This window comes from Salmonella sp. 741265055_HSA, assembly GCF_046569525.1.
GTDB classification, from domain to species: Bacteria; Pseudomonadota; Gammaproteobacteria; order Enterobacterales; family Enterobacteriaceae; genus Salmonella; species Salmonella enterica.
In genome coordinates this window covers 74,307-93,758 of sequence record NZ_JBKFSQ010000009.1, presented here as the reverse complement: position 1 = coordinate 93,758, position 19,452 = coordinate 74,307, and the positions used below count along the sequence as shown (strand labels likewise).

General features: G+C 55.6%; 16 protein-coding genes. 11 read left to right on the top strand and 5 right to left on the bottom strand.

What is annotated here, in order from left to right; translation table 11 throughout:
• Positions 1-114: 114 nt before the first annotated feature.
• Both ACLD4K_RS07480 and ACLD4K_RS07475 read left to right on the top strand, forming a co-directional pair.
• Positions 115-1,188 (top strand): patatin family protein, encoded by a 1,074-nt coding sequence (locus tag ACLD4K_RS07480; RefSeq protein WP_000531540.1) that lies wholly within the window; start codon positions 115-117, stop codon positions 1,186-1,188.
• Positions 1,185-1,958 (top strand): metal-dependent hydrolase, encoded by a 774-nt coding sequence (locus ACLD4K_RS07475; RefSeq protein WP_411011627.1) that lies wholly within the window; start codon positions 1,185-1,187, stop codon positions 1,956-1,958. Before ACLD4K_RS07480 ends, ACLD4K_RS07475 begins: the two co-directional genes overlap by 4 nt.
• A gap of 32 nt (positions 1,959-1,990) precedes the next feature.
• On the opposite strand, the gene ACLD4K_RS07470 is transcribed toward ACLD4K_RS07475, so the two are convergent.
• Entirely contained in the window at positions 1,991-2,854 is an 864-nt protein-coding gene (locus ACLD4K_RS07470; RefSeq protein ID WP_023207492.1) for a YjjW family glycine radical enzyme activase, read from the bottom strand.
• Positions 2,826-4,376, bottom strand: coding sequence for a YjjI family glycine radical enzyme (locus ACLD4K_RS07465; protein WP_001111690.1), 1,551 nt, complete (start codon positions 4,374-4,376; stop codon positions 2,826-2,828). The genes ACLD4K_RS07470 and ACLD4K_RS07465 overlap by 29 nt, the downstream gene beginning before the upstream one ends.
• 259 nt (positions 4,377-4,635) lie before the next feature.
• Between ACLD4K_RS07465 and deoC the strand changes: the two genes are divergently transcribed.
• The 5 genes from deoC to ACLD4K_RS07440 all read left to right on the top strand — a co-directional run bounded on the left by deoC (position 4,636) and on the right by ACLD4K_RS07440 (position 9,763).
• Positions 4,636-5,415, top strand: a complete 780-nt coding sequence (gene deoC / locus ACLD4K_RS07460) for a deoxyribose-phosphate aldolase (protein WP_411011626.1) — start codon at positions 4,636-4,638, stop codon at positions 5,413-5,415.
• A 123-nt stretch (positions 5,416-5,538) separates the two neighbouring features.
• Positions 5,539-6,861 carry a thymidine phosphorylase gene (deoA, locus tag ACLD4K_RS07455; protein WP_411011625.1) on the top strand — a complete coding sequence of 441 codons (1,323 nt, stop codon included), beginning with the start codon at positions 5,539-5,541 and terminating at the stop codon, positions 6,859-6,861.
• 51 nt (positions 6,862-6,912) lie between these two features.
• On the top strand, positions 6,913-8,136 hold the full coding sequence (gene deoB / locus ACLD4K_RS07450; RefSeq protein WP_000816459.1) for a phosphopentomutase: 1,224 nt from the start codon (positions 6,913-6,915) through the stop codon (positions 8,134-8,136).
• 209 nt (positions 8,137-8,345) lie between these two features.
• A complete protein-coding gene (gene deoD, locus ACLD4K_RS07445) occupies positions 8,346-9,065 on the top strand; it encodes a purine-nucleoside phosphorylase (RefSeq protein WP_000224864.1) in 720 nt (239 codons plus the stop codon).
• A gap of 206 nt (positions 9,066-9,271) precedes the next feature.
• Complete coding sequence (locus tag ACLD4K_RS07440; protein WP_411011624.1) at positions 9,272-9,763, top strand: REP-associated tyrosine transposase; 492 nt, start codon at positions 9,272-9,274, stop codon at positions 9,761-9,763.
• A gap of 84 nt (positions 9,764-9,847) precedes the next feature.
• Here the strand turns inward: ACLD4K_RS07440 and lplA are convergent, their stop codons facing one another.
• Entirely contained in the window at positions 9,848-10,864 is a 1,017-nt protein-coding gene (gene lplA, locus ACLD4K_RS07435; protein ID WP_411011623.1) for a lipoate--protein ligase LplA, read from the bottom strand.
• A gap of 33 nt (positions 10,865-10,897) precedes the next feature.
• On the bottom strand, positions 10,898-11,542 hold the full coding sequence (locus tag ACLD4K_RS07430) for a YtjB family periplasmic protein (protein ID WP_000090067.1): 645 nt from the start codon (positions 11,540-11,542) through the stop codon (positions 10,898-10,900).
• 116 nt (positions 11,543-11,658) lie between these two features.
• Here ACLD4K_RS07430 and serB point away from each other — a divergent pair, with 116 nt between their 5' ends.
• From serB to nadR, 3 genes are all read left to right on the top strand, one after another.
• Positions 11,659-12,627, top strand: coding sequence for a phosphoserine phosphatase (gene serB, locus ACLD4K_RS07425; RefSeq protein WP_183059828.1), 969 nt, complete (start codon positions 11,659-11,661; stop codon positions 12,625-12,627).
• An 83-nt stretch (positions 12,628-12,710) separates the two neighbouring features.
• Positions 12,711-14,093 carry a DNA repair protein RadA gene (radA, locus tag ACLD4K_RS07420; RefSeq protein ID WP_001029710.1) on the top strand — a complete coding sequence of 461 codons (1,383 nt, stop codon included), beginning with the start codon at positions 12,711-12,713 and terminating at the stop codon, positions 14,091-14,093.
• A 150-nt stretch (positions 14,094-14,243) separates the two neighbouring features.
• Positions 14,244-15,476, top strand: a complete 1,233-nt coding sequence (gene nadR / locus ACLD4K_RS07415; protein ID WP_411011622.1) for a multifunctional transcriptional regulator/nicotinamide-nucleotide adenylyltransferase/ribosylnicotinamide kinase NadR — start codon at positions 14,244-14,246, stop codon at positions 15,474-15,476.
• A 117-nt stretch (positions 15,477-15,593) separates the two neighbouring features.
• Here nadR and ettA read toward each other — a convergent pair whose 3' ends face one another.
• Positions 15,594-17,261: an energy-dependent translational throttle protein EttA gene (gene ettA, locus ACLD4K_RS07410; protein ID WP_000046770.1), complete on the bottom strand. Its 1,668-nt coding sequence runs from the start codon at positions 17,259-17,261 to the stop codon at positions 15,594-15,596.
• Positions 17,262-17,469: 208 nt separating this feature from the next.
• Between ettA and sltY the strand changes: the two genes are divergently transcribed.
• The gene (gene sltY, locus ACLD4K_RS07405) at positions 17,470-19,407 is read left to right on the top strand and encodes a murein transglycosylase (protein ID WP_000373272.1); all 1,938 of its coding nucleotides are present in this window, start codon (positions 17,470-17,472) and stop codon (positions 19,405-19,407) included.
• Positions 19,408-19,452 lie beyond the last annotated feature (45 nt).

Genomic DNA, 19,452 nt, shown 5'->3' with positions numbered 1-19,452 from the left:
GTAAAGATATATTGCTACCAAGCCAGTCCAGCGGACTGGCTTTTACGGTTTTAGCCGTTAACGTTTTGCGTTACCTTGTCAGCCTGGAAAAAAATGAAAAACAGGAAGGCAGAGGTGGGCCAGCGAATACCGGTTACGCTCGGCAATATTGCGCCGTTATCATTAACACCGTTCCGGCCAGGCCGTATGGCGCTGGTCTGTGAGGGCGGGGGGCAGCGGGGTATCTTTACCGCAGGCGTGCTGGATGAGTTTATGCGTGCGCAGTTTAATCCTTTCCATCTCTACTTCGGCACATCAGCCGGTGCGCAAAATCTCTCGGCGTATCTCTGCAACCAGCCCGGCTACGGGCGCAAAGTCATTATGCGCTATACCACCAGGCGCGAATTTTTTGATCCGCTACGATTTGTACGCGGAGGAAACCTTATTGACCTCGACTGGCTGGTGGAGTCCACCGCCGCCCGAATGCCGCTGCAGATGGATACCGCAGCGCGCCTGTTCGACAGCGGAAAATCCTTTTATATGTGCGCCTGCCGGGGGGATGATTACACGCCGGGCTATTTCTCGCCGACAAAACAAAACTGGCTTGATATCATTCGCGCCTCCAGCGCCATACCGGGTTTCTACCGTACTGGCGTTACGTTAGAGGGCATCAACTATCTGGACGGTGGCATTAGCGATGCCATTCCGGTTCAGGAGGCGGCAAAGCGGGGGGCGAAAACCATTGTGGTGATCCGCACCGTACCCTCGCAAATGTATTACACGCCACAGTGGTTTAAGCGTATGGAGCGCTGGCTGGGGGAGAGCAGTCTACAGCCGTTGGTCAACCTGGTACAGCATCATGAAACGTCCTACAGCGCGATCCAACAATTTATTGAAAAGCCGCCGGGTAAGCTGCGGATCATTGAAATTTATCCGCCGAAACCGCTGCACAGCATGGCGCTGGGCAGCCGTATCCCGGCGCTGCGTGAGGATTACAAAACCGGGCAATTATGCGGGCGTTATTTCCTTGCCACCGTTGGTAAATTGCTCGCCGCAACGCCGCCTCTCTTGCGCCATACGTCGCGGATTGCTGTGCCGGAAACGGTGGTCGTGCCTCCGGCGCCGGTGGCCAATGATACGCATGTGGCGGAGGTCATTAGCGCGCCGCAGGCAAACGACACCACATTTACCGACGAGGATCTGGCGTGAGCTGGCGCTTTATCGATACGCATTGCCACTTTGATTTCCCGCCCTTTACGGGCGATGAGCGCGCCAGTATTCAGCGTGCCTGTGAAGCGGGCGTTGAAAAAATCATCGTGCCGGCGACCGAGGCGGCTCACTTTCCCCGCGTGCTGGCGCTGGCGGCGCGTTTCCCGTCGCTTTATGCTGCGCTGGGATTGCACCCCATTGTGATTGAGCGTCATGCCGATGACGATCCTGATAAGCTACAACAGGCGCTGGCGCAACAACAGAACGTCGTGGCGGTAGGCGAGATCGGTCTCGATCTCTATCGCGACGATCCGCAGTTCGCCAGGCAAGAGCGATTTTTAGACGCGCAGCTGCAACTGGCAAAACGCTACGATCTGCCGGTGATCCTGCACTCGCGGCGCACGCATGACAAACTGGCGATGCACTTAAAGCGCCAGGATCTGCCGCGAACCGGTGTGGTGCATGGTTTTGCCGGCAGTCTGCAACAGGCCGAACGCTTTGTGCGACTGGGCTATAAAATCGGCGTCGGCGGCACCATCACCTACCCGCGCGCCAGTAAAACCCGTGATGTTATGGCGCGGTTGCCGCTGGACGCGCTGTTGCTGGAGACCGATGCGCCGGATATGCCGCTAAAGGGGTTTCAGGGGCTGCCGAATCGCCCGGAGCAGGCGGCGCGCGTATTTGATGCGCTCTGCGAATTACGTCCGGAGCCCGCAGAGGTGATAGCCGATACGCTGTATCGCAATACCATTACCTTGTTTCGGCTCTGAGGGCATCGCAGCCGCCGTCCGGCAGGTGACGCTTACAAATATAGCGCCGGCAAAATCAGCTTCGCCACCCCACGCGCGCGCAATCCGTCAGCCAGCCGTTCCACCTCTTGCGGCGTCGCGCCTGGCCAGGCTTTCGCTTCGCCATAGACGCCATGCGCATGAAAGGCATTCAGGCGCACCGGAACCTCGCCCAGCGAAGTAATAAACGCCGCCAGTGAATCGATATGCGCCGCATAGTCCACCTGACCCGGGATAACCAGCAACCGCAGCTCCGCCAGTTTTCCCTGCGCAGCAAGAAAGCGGATACTGTGCTTAATATGCGTGTTATCACGTCCGGTCAGACGGTGATGACACTCGCTCTTCCAGGCTTTCAGATCGAGCATTACGCCGTCGCAAACCGGCAGTAGTTTCTGCCAGCCGGTCTCGCTTAACTGACCATTACTGTCCACCAGGCAGGTCAGTCGTTGTAACTGCGGATCGGCTTTGATCGCCGTAAATAGCGCCACAATAAACGGTAATTGCGTGGTCGCCTCTCCGCCGCTGACGGTAATACCTTCAATAAACAGCGATGCTTTACGAATATGACGCAGCACATCGTCAACGCTCATGGTTTGCGCCATTGGCGTTGCCCGCTGTGGGCACATTTTCAGGCAGGTATCGCACTGCTCACAGACGTCCGACCGCCATACCACTTTCCCGCCATCAACGCTGAGGGCGTGGTGCGGACACTGCGATACGCATTCCCCGCAGTCGTTACAGCGTCCCATCGTCCACGGGTTATGGCAATTCTTGCAGCGCAAATTGCAGCCCTGTAAGAATAATGCCAGGCGGCTGCCTGGCCCATCGACGCAGGAAAACGCAATGATCTTACTGACTAAAGCGCATCTGTTGTTCATGGCTGACTACGCGTGGCTGTCGTTCCAGGATGCGGGTATTACGTGCGGCTTCTTCTCCCAGCCAGGTGGTATTCGTGCGCGAGCCTTCGGCGCGAAATTTCGCCAGATCCGACAGGCGCACCATATAACCGGTGACGCGCACCAGATCGTTGCCGCTGACATTGGCGGTAAATTCCCGCATCCCGGCTTTGAACGCGCCAAGACAAAGCTGAACCAGCGCCTGCGGATTACGCTTGATGGTTTCGTCCAGCGTCAGAATGTCGCTGATCCCGGCATGATAAAAGGCATGGTGCGGTGCGACGGTTTGCAAATGGGTGATAGGGTCCGGTTCATCGCCATACGGCAGACGCGCCCCCGGCGTAGTGCCGATATCGGAACTGATGCCAGACTGGGCATGGAGCAGCGCCCGTTGCTTCCAGCCATACTTCACTGGCGTATTTTCGACGAAATCCGCCAGTTGGGCGCTGATACGGTAGCCCAGCTCGTTCGCCGTTTCATTCTTGCCGTAACGGGCGGTCAGGCCCGCGTTTTCGCACAGCAGGTTCACGGCTTCCGCCAGCCCGTACATACCGAACATCGGCGCAAAACGTTCGGGATCGATCAAACCTTCCTGTACAAGAAAGCTATTCTCAAAGAAATGTGACTTTTCATAGAGGAATTCACATCGTGAATTAATGATGGCGATCTGCTGTCGGCAGTAGTGCGGTAGCGTGCGTGAAAAGAAGTCATCGACAGACGTACTGCGTTCTGCCACGGCTTTCAGGTTGAGACGTACCAGCGTACTGCCGCCGCCGCCAAGCGGTAGCGAGTTATAACAACTGACGATGCCATAATGGCCTTTTGTGAAAATTTTATCATTTACAGGGCCATTGGAAATGTGTGGCTTACTGCATTCGCAAATGTTTTTTGCGACCTCCAGCAGCAGATCGTCCGGCGTAATTTCCGCATCGTAGATAAACGTCAGGTTAGGCGCCACCTGCTTTAGCTCGGCATCAGCGCGCAAAATTGCTCGTGTGACAGGCGTATCGGCAGGGCCAATATTGGCATGCATAAAGGCGTCTGGCAGCGTTCTGTCGAGATAACGCCAGAAACGTTTTATTCGAATATCGATCGCATCTTGTGTTAGAATTCTAACATACGGTTGCAGCAACGCATCAAGCTGGCCGAGATAAACCGGCATGGACGTCACGGAAGGAACGTGATGATACAGAATGGTGAGTAGGGATAACGCATCATCCAGATCTTTCGCGCCTTCCAGTTCCAGCCACTGTGAACCGTTAGCCAGAAATCGGGCGTAATCGGGCAACACGTAGCGCGGTTTGAAGGGGGCGTGCCCCTCAAACATATCGCAAATGACGCCTTCATCCAGCGCCTGGCGGGCATCTTCCGGCAGGGTGGGATAAGGCAGGGCGTTTTCAGCTTCCAGCGCCAGAAAATGGCGTTTTTGTTCAGGCGTGAGCACCGGGCTGGTCACAATTTGCTGGCAACGCTGCTGGAGCGCAGTTTCGCATGAGGCAGGCATCTTCGTTTCCTCTTTATGCCGGGACGATGCGCTATTGTAGAAAATGGCGGCAAACCGACTTTGATCCTGATGCGCTTATCGCTCGAAGAACAGACGGTGACGGCGGGATAATTTGATTCAGATCTCATTACAGTAATGCAAATTTGTACGTAGTTTTCATTAACTGTGATGTATATCGAAGTGTAATCGCGAGTGAATGTTAGAATATTAACAGACTCGCAAGGTGAAATTTTATACGGCAATGCCGTTGGAGAATGTCATGACTGATTTAAAAGCAAGCAGCCTGCGTGCGCTCAAACTGATGGATCTGACCACTCTGAACGATGACGACACCAATGAAAAAGTGATCGCGTTGTGTCATCAGGCAAAAACCCCGGTCGGGAATACGGCGGCGATTTGTATTTACCCGCGTTTTATCCCGATTGCGCGTAAAACTCTGAAAGAACAAGGTACGCCGGACATCCGCATTGCAACGGTGACTAACTTCCCGCATGGCAATGATGACATCGATATTGCGCTGGCGGAAACCCGTGCGGCGATCGCCTACGGCGCTGACGAAGTGGACGTGGTATTCCCGTACCGCGCGTTGATCGCCGGTAACGAGCAGGTGGGTTTTGACCTGGTAAAAGCCTGTAAAGACGCCTGCGCCGCAGCGAGCGTATTGCTTAAAGTCATCATCGAAACCGGCGAGCTGAAAGAAGAGGCGCTGATTCGTAAAGCCTCTGAAATCTCCATCAAAGCCGGTGCGGATTTCATCAAAACCTCTACCGGTAAAGTGCCGGTAAACGCTACGCCGGAAAGCGCGCGCATCATGATGGAAGTGATCCGCGACATGGGCGTTTCCAAAACCGTTGGCTTCAAACCGGCGGGCGGCGTACGTACGGCGGAAGACGCGCAGAAATTCCTCGCGATTGCAGACGAACTGTTTGGCGCTGACTGGGCAGATTCTCGTCACTACCGCTTTGGCGCATCCAGCCTGCTGGCAAGCCTGCTGAAAGCGCTGGGTCACGGCGACGGTAAGAGCGCCAGCAGCTACTAAGCTCTGATTTGCCGGATGGCGCTGCGCTTATCCGGCCTACAAATCCAGGCCTGTAGGCCGGATAAGGCGTTAGCCGCCATCCGGCGATGTAAGCCTTCTACTCTTTTCCCTCAGGAGGGTACCGTGTTTCTCGCACAAGAAATTATTCGTAAAAAGCGTGATGGTCATGCGTTGAGTGACGAAGAAATTCGTTTCTTTATCAATGGTATTCGTGACAATACTATCTCTGAAGGGCAGATTGCCGCCCTGGCGATGACCATCTTCTTCCACGATATGACCATGCCGGAGCGTGTTTCGCTGACCATGGCGATGCGGGATTCCGGTACTGTCCTTGACTGGAAAAGCCTGAATCTCAATGGCCCGATTGTCGATAAGCATTCGACCGGCGGCGTAGGGGACGTGACGTCTCTGATGCTGGGGCCAATGGTAGCGGCCTGCGGCGGTTATGTGCCGATGATCTCCGGTCGCGGTCTCGGACATACCGGCGGTACGCTCGATAAACTGGAAGCGATCCCGGGCTTCGATATCTTCCCGGACGACAACCGTTTCCGCGAAATTATTCAAGACGTGGGTGTGGCGATTATTGGGCAAACCAGCTCGCTTGCACCGGCGGACAAACGTTTTTACGCCACCCGCGATATTACCGCGACGGTGGACTCTATTCCGCTGATCACCGGTTCCATCCTCGCCAAAAAACTGGCCGAAGGGCTGGATGCGCTGGTAATGGACGTAAAAGTCGGCAGCGGCGCGTTTATGCCAACCTATGAACTTTCTGAAGCCCTTGCTGAAGCGATTGTCGGCGTGGCAAACGGCGCGGGAGTTCGCACTACGGCGTTGTTAACCGATATGAACCAGGTGCTGGCTTCAAGCGCCGGTAACGCGGTGGAAGTGCGTGAAGCCGTGCAGTTCCTGACCGGTGAATACCGCAATCCGCGCTTGTTTGACGTCACTATGGCGCTATGTGTGGAGATGCTGATCTCCGGTCAGCTGGCGAAAGACGACGGCGAAGCGCGTGCCAAACTGCAGGCGGTGCTGGATAACGGTAAAGCGGCAGAAGTCTTTGGTCGTATGGTGGCCGCGCAGAAAGGGCCGAGCGATTTCGTTGAGAGCTACGATAAATACCTGCCGACCGCCATGTTGAGCAAAGCGGTATATGCTGATACCGAAGGGTTTATCAGCGCAATGGATACGCGTGCGCTGGGGATGGCGGTCGTCTCGATGGGCGGCGGGCGTCGCCAGGCATCAGATACCATTGATTACAGCGTTGGCTTTACCGACATGGCCCGTCTGGGCGACAGCATCGACGGACAGCGCCCGCTGGCGGTAATTCATGCCAAAGACGAAACCAGTTGGCAGGAAGCGGCGAAGGCCGTCAAAGCGGCAATTATCCTTGACGATAAAGCGCCAGCAAGCACACCTTCGGTCTATCGTCGAATTACTGAATAGTTGTATACTGATCTGATCAATTATTTTTGAAGCACTAAGTACGGAGAAGATATGAAACGTGCATTTATTATGGTGCTGGACTCATTCGGCATCGGCGCTACTGAAGACGCGGATCGTTTTGGCGACGTAGGTTCCGACACTCTGGGCCACATCGCAGAAGCTTGCGCCAATGGCGAAGCTGACAATGGCCGTAAAGGCCCGTTGAATCTGCCTAACCTGACTCGTCTGGGGCTGGTGAAAGCGCATGAAGGCTCTACCGGTAAAATTGCCGCCGGCATGGACGGCAACGCGGACGTTATTGGCGCATACGCATGGGCGCACGAACTGTCCTCCGGCAAAGATACGCCGTCCGGCCACTGGGAAATCGCCGGCGTACCGGTGCTATTCGACTGGGGCTATTTCAGCGATCACGAAAACAGCTTCCCGCAGGAACTGCTGGATAAGCTGGTGAAACGCGCCAACCTGCCGGGCTATCTCGGTAACTGCCACTCTTCCGGTACGGTCATTCTGGATCAGCTCGGCGAAGAGCACATGAAAACCGGCAAGCCGATTTTCTACACCTCCGCTGACTCCGTGTTCCAGATTGCCTGCCACGAAGAGACCTTTGGCCTGGATAAACTCTACGAGCTGTGCGAAATCGCCCGTGAAGAGCTGACCGAAGGCGGCTACAACATTGGCCGCGTGATCGCGCGTCCGTTTATCGGCGACAAAGCCGGTAACTTCCAGCGTACCGGCAACCGTCACGACCTGGCCGTTGAACCGCCAGCGCCGACCGTGCTGCAGAAACTGGTCGATGAAAAACAGGGCCACGTGGTGTCCGTCGGTAAGATTGCCGACATCTACGCTAACTGCGGCATCACTAAGAAAGTGAAAGCGACTGGTCTGGACGCGCTGTTCGACGCGACCCTCAAAGAGATGAAAGAAGCGGGCGATAAAACCATCGTCTTCACTAACTTCGTCGACTTCGACTCTTCCTGGGGCCACCGTCGCGACATCGCGGGCTACGCCGCAGGCCTGGAGCTGTTTGACCGCCGTCTGCCGGAGCTGATGGAGCTGGTGGGGGAAGATGACATTCTGATCCTGACCGCTGACCACGGCTGTGACCCAAGCTGGACCGGTACTGACCATACCCGTGAGCACATTCCGGTGCTGATCTACGGTCCGAAAGTAAAACCGGGCTCTTTAGGTCACCGTGAAACCTTTGCGGATATCGGCCAGACGCTGGCGACCTACTTTGGTACATCGCCGATGGACTACGGTAAAAACATGCTGTGATACCCGTTGTCTTTCGCGCTGTAGATGCGTTGACTTCATTCGCTCACCCCGGTCACATAGTTAATCTATGCTCCCGGGGATTCACGAATTCGTCGCCTTCCTACAACGCGAAATCCTTAGGGTATTTCACTGTTTTTACACACGTTTTGTAGGCCTGATAAGGCGTAGTCGCCATCAGGCAATAACAACAAATTTAAAGGGAACTGAAGATGGCAACTCCACATATTAATGCAGAAATGGGCGATTTTGCTGACGTCGTTTTGATGCCGGGCGACCCGCTGCGCGCGAAGCACATTGCTGAGACTTTCCTCGAAGATGTCCGTGAAGTGAACAACGTTCGCGGCATGTTAGGTTTCACCGGTACTTACAAAGGCCGTAAGATCTCCGTGATGGGCCACGGCATGGGTATCCCGTCCTGCTCCATCTACACCAAAGAGCTGATCACCGATTTCGGCGTGAAGAAAATCATTCGCGTAGGTTCCTGTGGCGCGGTGCGCATGGACGTCAAACTGCGTGACGTGGTGATCGGTATGGGTGCTTGCACCGACTCCAAGGTGAACCGTATCCGTTTCAAAGATCATGACTTCGCGGCTATCGCTGACTTCGACATGGTCCGTAACGCGGTTGACGCGGCAAAAGCGCTGGGCGTAGACGCGCGCGTGGGCAACCTGTTCTCCGCAGACCTGTTCTACTCCCCGGACGGTGAAATGTTCGACGTGATGGAAAAATACGGCGTGCTGGGCGTGGAAATGGAAGCTGCGGGCATCTACGGTGTAGCAGCTGAGTTTGGCGCGAAAGCGCTGACCATCTGCACCGTGTCCGACCACATCCGTACCCACGAGCAGACCACTGCCGCTGAACGTCAGACGACCTTCAACGATATGATTAAAATCGCGCTGGAATCCGTACTGCTGGGCGATAAAGAGTAAGATTGTGCTGTGCCCGGTGGCGCTTCGCTTACCGGGCCTACAACGGCCTGCGGTTGTTACCGGATCGACTTGTAGGCTGGATAAGGCGTAGCCGCCATCCGGCAATCTGCTGTTTATACTGCGAGCCTCATTCCCGAATTACCCTCTTCGCATTGCCTTTTGCTATTAACCCGTTACGTTTGGATTTTGTTTAAGGAATGAACAAAATGTCGAACTATCGTCGTTATTACATTAACGGTGGAACCTGGTTTTTCACGGTTAATCTGAAAAACCGGAAAAGTGATTTACTTGTCCGCCAGATTGCGGAATTACGCTCTGCTATTCGCCGAGTGAAAAATACGAAGCCTTTTCAAATCGATGCTTTTGTCGTGTTGCCTGAGCATCTGCATTGCATCTGGACGCTTCCTGAGAACGATTGTGACTTTTCATCTCGCTGGCGGGAGCTTAAAAAGTTATTTACCAAATCGATAATGCGCCGTGAAGTGTGGCAGCCACGATTCTGGGAGCACGCGATTCGCGACGAAAAGGATTTTCGCCGACATGTCGATTACCTCTACTTCAACCCCGTGAAGCACGGTTGGGTAAGGCGGGTGCAGGATTGGCCGTTTTCGACTTTTCATCGTGATGTTCGCAATGGCGTTTACCCGGTTGATTGGGCGGGGGAGGTGAGGGATCTTGACGCTGGTGAGTGGCGGTAATGCCGGATAGCGCGTTGCTTATCCGGCCTACAGAAAGCACTCATTTGTAGGCCGGATAAGGCGTAGCTGCCATCCGGCAATTCTTTAACGCACGGCCCCTGCGACCCAATTCGCCAGTTCCCGCAACTCACTCTCCTGTTCCGGAAACGTCGCTATCAGCGCTTCGCACGTTTCCTGTAGTTTATCCGCGCGGTATAAACACCCTTGCAGTCGCCCCGCCAGCGCTTCCAGCGGTGCCGGGTTCAGGCTATCGGTAAACGCTTGTGCGCGGGTAATCACACCTTTCTCGACGTCAAAATGCAGCTCGACGCCGCCCCAGGTGAAACGCTCGTCCAGTAGATGGCTGAACGCCGGGGCCTGGCCGAAATTCCACTCCCAACTGCTCTGGCGCGCAAAGGTTTCGGCAAAATTCGGTAGATCCGGCGTTTTATCCGGTGAGATCACTTCCGCGTCGACGCGTTCGCCGTAATGGGCGAAAAAGGCTTCCGTGACCGCCTGGCAGACCTGTTCATGGGTGATACCCGGTAATAGCTCGGTAAGATTAGCCACGCGGGAGCGAACGGAGGTAATCCCTTTCGCCGCAAGTTTCTTTTTATCCGGATTCAGATAGTTCGCCAGACGGCTGAGGTCTGCATTCAGCAGTAGCGTGCCGTGATGGAAGCCGCGATCTTTGGTTTCGCAATAGGCTGAACCGGAGACTTTGCGATCGCCGTCCGGCGTTTTTACCACCAGATCGTTGCGTCCCGAAGCATCGGCCATGACGCCCAGCGAATTCAGCGCCGCGAGCACAATATGGGTGGAGATGCTTTTATCGTATTCCGGTTTACCGGCCATAAAGGTAAAGCAGGTATTACCGAGGTCATGGAATACCGCGCCGCCGCCGCTGCTACGGCGGGCCAGACGGACGTTATCTTCTTCCATACGCCGCGTATTACACTCTTTCCACGGGTTTTGCGCGCGTCCAATTACCACCGTATCCGCGTTGCGCCACAGGAACAGCACACGCTGGGTGGCGGGCATCTGGCGGAAAATACACTCCTCGACCGCCAGGTTAAACCAGGGATCGTAAGAGTCAGAAATAAGCAGGCGTAATGTTGTCATGGTGGTTTTCCTTACCTTTATTAAGCCGTCATTTTACTCTTTTTCCTCACGCTCTTCCTCTTCCGGAACAGGCTTGCTGGCCGTTAGCAGGAAGGGCGACTGCTGCCAGCGGGTGCGTTTACCTTGTAGCAAGGTACGCGTCAGCACCACGCCTATCGCCAGCGAGAGTAGCAGCATCAGGCGTAGAATGTTGGTGGTGTTATCGACCTGCTTTGCTTCGGTGGCCAGAGTGTGGGTATCCAGCGTCAGACGCAGGTAGCCCAATGGGCCGTTTTTCCCCTGGATAGGCTCGACAATTTGTTGGTTAAAATAGCTGCCCGCTTTTTTGCCATCCAGCGCCAGCCTGTCGCGCACGTTGACGCTTTCGCCAGCGCGAGTAATAAGATCGCCCTGTTCATCATAGACGCCGGCATCCAGAATACGGCTCTCTTGCGTGAGCTGACGCAGCACGGCGTTGATGCGATTTTCATCCGGTGTTTCGCTACGCATCAGCGGGGCGATGTTGAGCGTCACCTGGCGCGCCAGCGTGCGGGCCAGCTCTTCCAACTGCGGGTTGCGCTGTCGCTGGTGGTTTTGACTAAACCAGGACGCGCCCTGCATGAGCGCGACGAGCAGTGTGAGACAGAACAATACAATCACTGCACGATGCAGCCGAAATTTCAGTTTTGCGCGAGCCATATTCCACCTGCTGAAAATTTGAGGCTTAATGTTGCCAGAAGCGATGGTTACAAGGTAGCCTCATGCGTTATTTTCCGCGGGGCGGTTACCGGCCTGAACGATTTACAGGAGCTTTAATGCCTAACATTACCTGGTGCGATCTGCCTGAAGATGTCTCTTTATGGCCTGGTTTGCCTCTTTCTTTAAGCGGCGACGAGGTGATGCCTCTGGATTACCATGCAGGCCGCAGCGGTTGGCTGCTGTATGGGCGCGGGCTGGATAAGCAGCGTTTAACTCAATATCAGACCAAACTGGGTGCCGCAATGGTGATTGTCGCCGCCTGGTGCGTGGAGGATTATCAGGTCATTCGTCTGGCGGGGTCGCTGACGCCGCGTGCGACGCGGCTGGCGCATGAGGCGCAGCTGGATGTCGCGCCGCTGGGTAAAATTCCGCATCTGCGCACGCCGGGGCTGCTGGTCATGGATATGGATTCCACGGCGATCCAGATTGAGTGTATCGATGAAATCGCTAAGCTGGCCGGTACCGGTGAGAAGGTGGCTGAAGTGACGGAGCGCGCGATGCGCGGCGAGCTTGATTTTACCGCCAGCCTGCGCAGCCGCGTGGCGACGCTGAAAGGCGCGGATGCCGATATTTTGCGCCAGGTGCGCGGGAATCTGCCGCTAATGCCAGGATTAACGCAGTTGGTGCTAAAACTGGAAACGCTTGGCTGGAAAATCGCTATCGCTTCCGGCGGCTTCACTTTCTTCGCCGACTATCTGCGTGACCAGCTACGCCTGACGGCGGCGGTCGCCAATGAGCTGGAGATCATGGACGGTAAATTTACCGGTCACGTTATCGGCGATATTGTGGATGCTGAGTATAAAGCCAATACCTTGCTTCGTCTGGCGCAAGAGCATGACATCCCGCTGGCGCAGACGGTGGCGATTGGCGACGGCGCTAACGATCTGCCAATGATCAAAGCGGCAGGGTTAGGTATTGCCTTCCATGCCAAGCCAAAAGTAAACGAAAAGACGGAGATTACGATCCGCCACGCTGACCTGATGGGCGTGTTTTGCATTCTCTCCGGCAGCATGAACCAGAAATGATTAACCTGCCCAATGGCAAGGCGACCGTAGGCCGGATAAGCGCCAGCGCCATCCGGCAACAGCGTTAACGAAAGAGGTAAAACGTGGCAAAAGCTCCCAAACGCGCCTTTGTTTGTAATGAATGCGGGGCCGATTACCCGCGCTGGCAGGGGCAATGCAGCGCCTGCCATGCCTGGAACACCATTACCGAGGTGCGCCTTGCCGCATCGCCGACGGTGGCGCGTAACGAACGTCTGAGCGGATACGCTGGCAGTGCGGGCGTATCAAAAGTGCAGAAACTGTCTGACATCAGTCTTGAGGAACTGCCGCGCTTTTCTACCGGTTTTAAAGAGTTTGACCGCGTGCTGGGCGGCGGGGTGGTACCCGGCAGCGCCATTTTGATTGGCGGTAATCCCGGCGCGGGCAAATCAACGTTGCTGCTACAAACGCTGTGCAAGCTCGCCGAGCAGATGAAAACGCTGTACGTCACCGGCGAAGAGTCGCTACAGCAGGTGGCGATGCGCGCGCACCGTCTCGGCCTGCCGACCGCCAACCTGAATATGCTCTCCGAAACCAGCATCGAGCAGATCTGCCTGATAGCGGAAGAAGAACAGCCGAAACTGATGGTGATCGACTCCATACAGGTGATGCATATGGCGGACATCCAGTCGTCGCCGGGCAGCGTCGCCCAGGTCCGCGAAACGGCCGCCTACCTGACGCGCTTCGCCAAAACGCGCGGCGTGGCGATCGTGATGGTCGGCCACGTCACCAAAGACGGGTCGCTGGCGGGGCCGAAAGTGCTGGAACACTGTATCGATTGCTCAGTATTGCTCGACGGCGACGCCGATTCTCGTTTCCGCACGCTGCGCAGCCACAAAAACCGCTTTGGCGCAGTCAATGAGCTGGGCGTCTTCGCCATGACCGAACAGGGGTTGCGCGAAGTGAGCAATCCGTCCGCCATCTTTTTAAGCCGCGGTGATGAGGTCACTTCCGGCAGTTCAGTGATGGTCGTCTGGGAAGGCACGCGACCGTTGCTGGTGGAGATTCAGGCGCTGGTCGATCACTCGATGATGGCGAACCCCAGACGCGTGGCGGTCGGTCTGGAACAAAACCGTCTGGCAATCCTGCTGGCGGTGCTGCACCGGCACGGCGGTCTGCAAATGTCGGATCAGGACGTCTTCGTCAACGTGGTCGGCGGCGTGAAAGTCACCGAAACCAGCGCGGATCTGGCTTTACTGCTGGCGATGGTCTCCAGCCTGCGTGACAGGCCGTTGCCGCAGGATCTGGTGGTGTTTGGAGAAGTGGGGCTGGCAGGCGAGATTCGTCCGGTGCCGAGCGGGCAGGAGCGTATTTCCGAGGCGGCGAAACACGGTTTTCGTCGGGCGATTGTGCCTGCCGCCAACGTACCGAAAAAGCCGCCGGAAGGAATGCAGGTGTTCGGTGTTAAAAAGCTCGCAGATGCGTTAAGCGTGTTTGACGACTTATAATTCTCTGTATGTAGTGATGTTGTATAATTTGCCGGATGGCGATGCAATGCGTCTTATCCGGCCTACGGATTGATACGGATTGATGTTGTAGGCCTGATAAGCGAAGCGCCGTCAGGCAGTGTTATGCGATTTTTCCAGCAGGAGGCTCTTGTGTCATCGTTCGACTATCTCAAAACCGCGATTAAGCAGCAAGGTTGCACTCTGCAACAGGTGGCTGACGCCAGCGGTATGACCAAGGGGTATCTGAGTCAGTTACTTAACGCCAAAATCAAAAGCCCCAGCGCGCAAAAACTGGAGGCGCTACACCGTTTTCTCGGGCTGGAGTTTCCCCGCCGACAGAAAAACATTGGCGTGGTGTTCGGTAAATTTTATCCATTGCATACCGGACACATCTACTTGATCCAGCGCGCCTGTAGCCAGGTGGATGAGTTGCACATCATTATGGGATATGACGATACGCGCGACCGCGGGCTGTTTGAGGATAGCGCCATGTCGCAGCAGCCCACCGTGTCGGATCGCCTGCGCTGGTTATTGCAAACCTTCAAATACCAAAAAAATATTCGCATTCACGCCTTTAATGAAGAGGGGATGGAGCCTTATCCGCATGGCTGGGACGTCTGGAGCAACGGCATTAAAGCGTTTATGGCAGAGAAGGGAATACAGCCGAGCCGGATCTACACTTCCGAAGAGGCTGATGCGCCGCAGTACCTGGAGCATTTAGGGATTGAGACGGTGCTGGTCGATCCTGAACGCACGTTTATGAATATCAGCGGGGCGCAAATCCGCGAAAATCCGTTTCGTTACTGGGAATATATTCCTACCGAAGTGAAGCCGTTTTTCGTGCGTACCGTCGCTATACTGGGCGGGGAATCAAGCGGCAAGTCTACGCTGGTCAATAAGCTCGCCAATATTTTTAATACCACCAGCGCCTGGGAATATGGCCGCGACTATGTCTTTTCGCATCTGGGCGGCGATGAGATGGCGTTACAGTATTCCGACTACGATAAAATTGCGCTGGGCCATGCACAATATATTGATTTTGCAGTGAAATATGCGAATAAAGTGGCGTTTATCGATACCGATTTCGTCACCACCCAGGCATTTTGCAAAAAATACGAAGGGCGCGAGCATCCCTTTGTCCAGGCGCTGATCGACGAGTATCGCTTCGACCTGGTGATTTTGCTGGAGAATAATACGCCGTGGATAGCTGACGGACTGCGAAGCCTGGGCAGTTCAGTGGATCGCAAAGCGTTCCAGAGCCTATTGGTCGAGATGCTGAAAGAAAACAACATTGAGTTCGTTCACGTTAAAGAGGCTGATTACGATGGCCGCTTTTTGCGCTGTGTGGAACTGGTGAAAGAGATGATGGGCGAGCAGGGATAAGAACCAATGCCTGATGCGACGCTTACCGCGTCTTATCAGGCCTACAGTTTCACAACGTATTGGAATCGCTGGGTTTGTAGGCCGGGTAAGCGCAAGCGCCACCCGGCATTCAGACATTTATTTGGCAATACGCTTGTACTTGATACGCTTCGGCTCCAGCGCCTCGGCGCCCAGCGTGCGTTTCTTGTACTCTTCGTATTCGGTAAAGTTACCTTCGAAGAATTCCACCTTACCTTCATCCTGATAATCCAGAATGTGGGTGGCGATACGGTCAAGGAACCAACGGTCGTGCGAGATAACCATCGCGCAGCCAGGGAACTCCAGCAGGGCGTTTTCCAGCGCGCGCAGGGTTTCGATATCCAGGTCGTTCGTCGGTTCGTCGAGCAGCAGGACGTTACCGCCCACCTGCAGCAGCTTCGCCAGATGCAAACGACCGCGCTCACCGCCGGACAGTTCGCCAACGCGTTTGCCCTGATCGACGCCTTTGAAGTTGAAGCGGCCTACATAGGCGCGGCTTGGCATTTCAGTGTTGCCGATCTTCATGATATCCAGCCCGCCGGACACTTCTTCCCAGACGGTTTTGCTGTTGTCCATCGCGTCGCGGAACTGATCGACCGAGGCCAGCTTGACGGTTTCACCCAGCGTAATGGTGCCGCTATCAGGCTGCTCCTGACCGGACATCATGCGGAACAGGGTCGATTTACCCGCGCCGTTTGGCCCGATGATCCCGACGATAGCGCCTTTCGGCACCGAGAAGCTCAGGTCGTCGATCAGTACGCGGTCGCCGTAGGATTTACGCAGGTTGCTGACTTCAATGACTTTGTCGCCCAGACGCGGTCCTGGTGGAATAAACAGTTCGTTGGTTTCGTTACGTTTCTGATACTCAACGCTGTTCAGTTCTTCAAAGCGAGCCAGACGCGCCTTACCTTTCGACTGACGGCCTTTCGCGCCCTGACGCACCCACTCCAGCTCTTTCTCAATGGATTTACGGCGCGCCGCTTCGGCAGACGCTTCCTGCGCCAGACGCTGATCTTTCTGTTCCAGCCAGGAGGAGTAGTTGCCTTCCCACGGAATACCTTCGCCGCGGTCAAGTTCCAGAATCCAACCGGCAACGTTATCGAGGAAGTAACGGTCGTGGGTAATCGCCACGACGGTGCCTTCGAAGTCGTGCAGGAAACGTTCCAGCCACGCAACAGACTCGGCATCCAGGTGGTTGGTGGGTTCGTCGAGCAGCAGCATGTCCGGCTTTTCCAGCAACAGACGGCACAGCGCCACGCGACGGCGCTCGCCGCCGGACAGTTTTTCGACTTTGGCATCCCAGTCCGGCAGACGCAGGGCGTCAGCAGCACGCTCAAGCTGCACGTTCAGGTTATGACCGTCGTGCGCCTGGATAATCTCTTCAAGCCGGCCCTGTTCTGCCGCCAGTTTGTCGAAGTCGGCATCCGGATCGGCGTACAGCGCGTACACTTCATCCAGACGTTTGAGGGCGTTAACTACTTCCGAAACGGCCTCTTCAATCGACTCGCGTACCGTGTGTTCCGGGTTTAGCTGAGGTTCCTGCGGCAGGTAGCCAATCTTAATGCCGGGCTGCGGGCGCGCTTCGCCCTCGATATCTTTATCGAGACCCGCCATGATGCGCAGCAGGGTAGACTTACCGGCGCCGTTAAGGCCCAGCACGCCGATTTTGGCGCCAGGGAAGAAGCTCAGCGAGATGTTTTTCAGAATATGACGTTTCGGCGGAACCACTTTGCCGACACGATGCATGGTATAAACGAATTGAGCCACGTTGGACTTCGCCTCTATGTTTATCGTGATGGTGAATAGATGTCAAAGGCGAAGTGTAGCCTTTTTCCCTGCCTAAGCCCAGCCAGCAGATCGCACTCGCAATAAAAGTAAAAAAGTGTCCGTAACGTGGCGCAAATGGCTATGACTGGTTAGCATAAATTCATTACGCGGCATGATGCTGCATTGGATAACAATTGAGGAAGAGCTTGTGGATAGAGCCAAACCATTTGTCTGGCGTCTCGTCGCCGCCAGCGTATGCCTGCTGACCTTTTGTCACCTCGCGCGGGCCGACTCACTGGAAGAGCAGCGTAACCGCTATGCGCAGATTAAGCAGGCCTGGGACAACCGCCAGATGGATGTGGTAGAGCAGATGATGCCGGGTCTGAAAGATTATCCGCTCTACCCGTATCTGGAATACCGTAAGATCACCGACGATTTGATGAACCAACCGGCGATTGCTGTCACGCAGTTTGTGCGCGCCAATCCTACGCTTCCGCCTGCGCGTACGCTGCAATCACGCTTCGTCAATGAGCTGGCGCGTCGTGAAGACTGGCGCGGCTTGCTGGCGTTTAGCCCGGAGAAACCCGGCACCACGGAAGCGCAATGTAACTATTACTACGCGAAATGGAGTACCGGGCAAACGGAAGCGGCCTGGCAGGGCGCGAAAGACCTTTGGCTGACCGGCAAAAGTCAGCCGAATGCCTGCGATAAACTGTTCAGCGTCTGGCGGGCCTCCGGCAAGCAAGACCCGCTGGCGTATCTGGAACGTATTCGGCTGGCGATGAAAGCCGGGAATACGGGGTTGGTTACGGTGCTGGCCGGACAGATGCCGGCGGAATATCAAACGATCGCCTCAGCGATCATTACCCTCGCTAATGATCCTAATAACGTGTTGACCTTCGCACGCACCACCGGCGCCACCGATTTTACCCGCCAGATGGCGGAAGTCGCGTTTGCCAGCGTCGCCCGCCAGGACGCGGAAAATGCGCGTCTGATGATCCCCTCGCTGGTACAGGCGCAGAAACTTAATGAGGAACAAACGCAGGCGCTGCGCGATATCGTTGCCTGGCGACTGATGGGCAACGATGTGACCGATGCGCAGGCGAAATGGCGCGATGACGCGATTATGCGCTCGCAATCGACGTCGCTTATCGAGCGGCGCGTGCGTATGGCGCTGGGGATGGGCGATCGTCGCGGTCTCAATACCTGGCTTGCCCGACTGCCAATGGAGGCGAAAGAGAAAGACGAGTGGCGTTACTGGCAGGCGGATTTATTGCTGGAGCGCGGTCGTGACGCCGAAGCGAAAGAGATCCTTCATGCTTTAATGCAGAAGCGCGGTTTTTATCCGATGGTCGCGGCGCAGCGTTTAGGCGAAGAGTACACGCTTAAAATCGATAAAGCGCCCGCCAACGTAAACAGCGCGTTGACGCAGGGGCCGGAGATGGCGCGTGTACGGGAGCTGATGTACTGGAACCTGGATAACACGGCGCGCAGCGAATGGGCGAATCTGGTAAAAAGCCGTAGTAAATCTGAACAGGCGCAGCTGGCGCGCTATGCGTTTAACCAGCACTGGTGGGATCTGAGCGTACAGGCGACGATCGCCGGAAAACTGTGGGATCATCTGGAGGAGCGTTTCCCGCTGGCGTATAACGATCTTTTTACCCGCTATACCCGCGGAAAAGATATCTCACAAAGCTATGCCATGGCGATTGCCCGCCAGGAGAGCGCCTGGAACCCGAAAGTAAAATCGCCGGTAGGGGCCAGCGGCTTAATGCAGATTATGCCGGGAACGGCCACCCATACGGTGAAAATGTTTTCGATTCCGGACTACCGCGGCCCCGGCCAACTGCTGGAGCCGGAGACCAACATCAACATTGGCACCAGCTATTTGCAGTATGTCTATCAGCAGTTTGGTAATAACCGTATTTTCGCCTCGGCGGCGTATAACGCCGGGCCGGGGCGCGTGCGCACCTGGCTTGGCAATAGCGCCGGGCGTATCGATGCCGTAGCGTTTGTCGAAAGCATTCCCTTTTCGGAAACGCGCGGCTACGTGAAAAACGTTCTGGCCTATGACGCTTACTATCGCCACTTTATGGGGCAGAAAGAGGCCTTAATGAGCGACTCTGAGTGGCAGCGACGGTATTAATGCAGACGGGTTATGTTATCATTTGTACTCGTGTAACAGTACAAA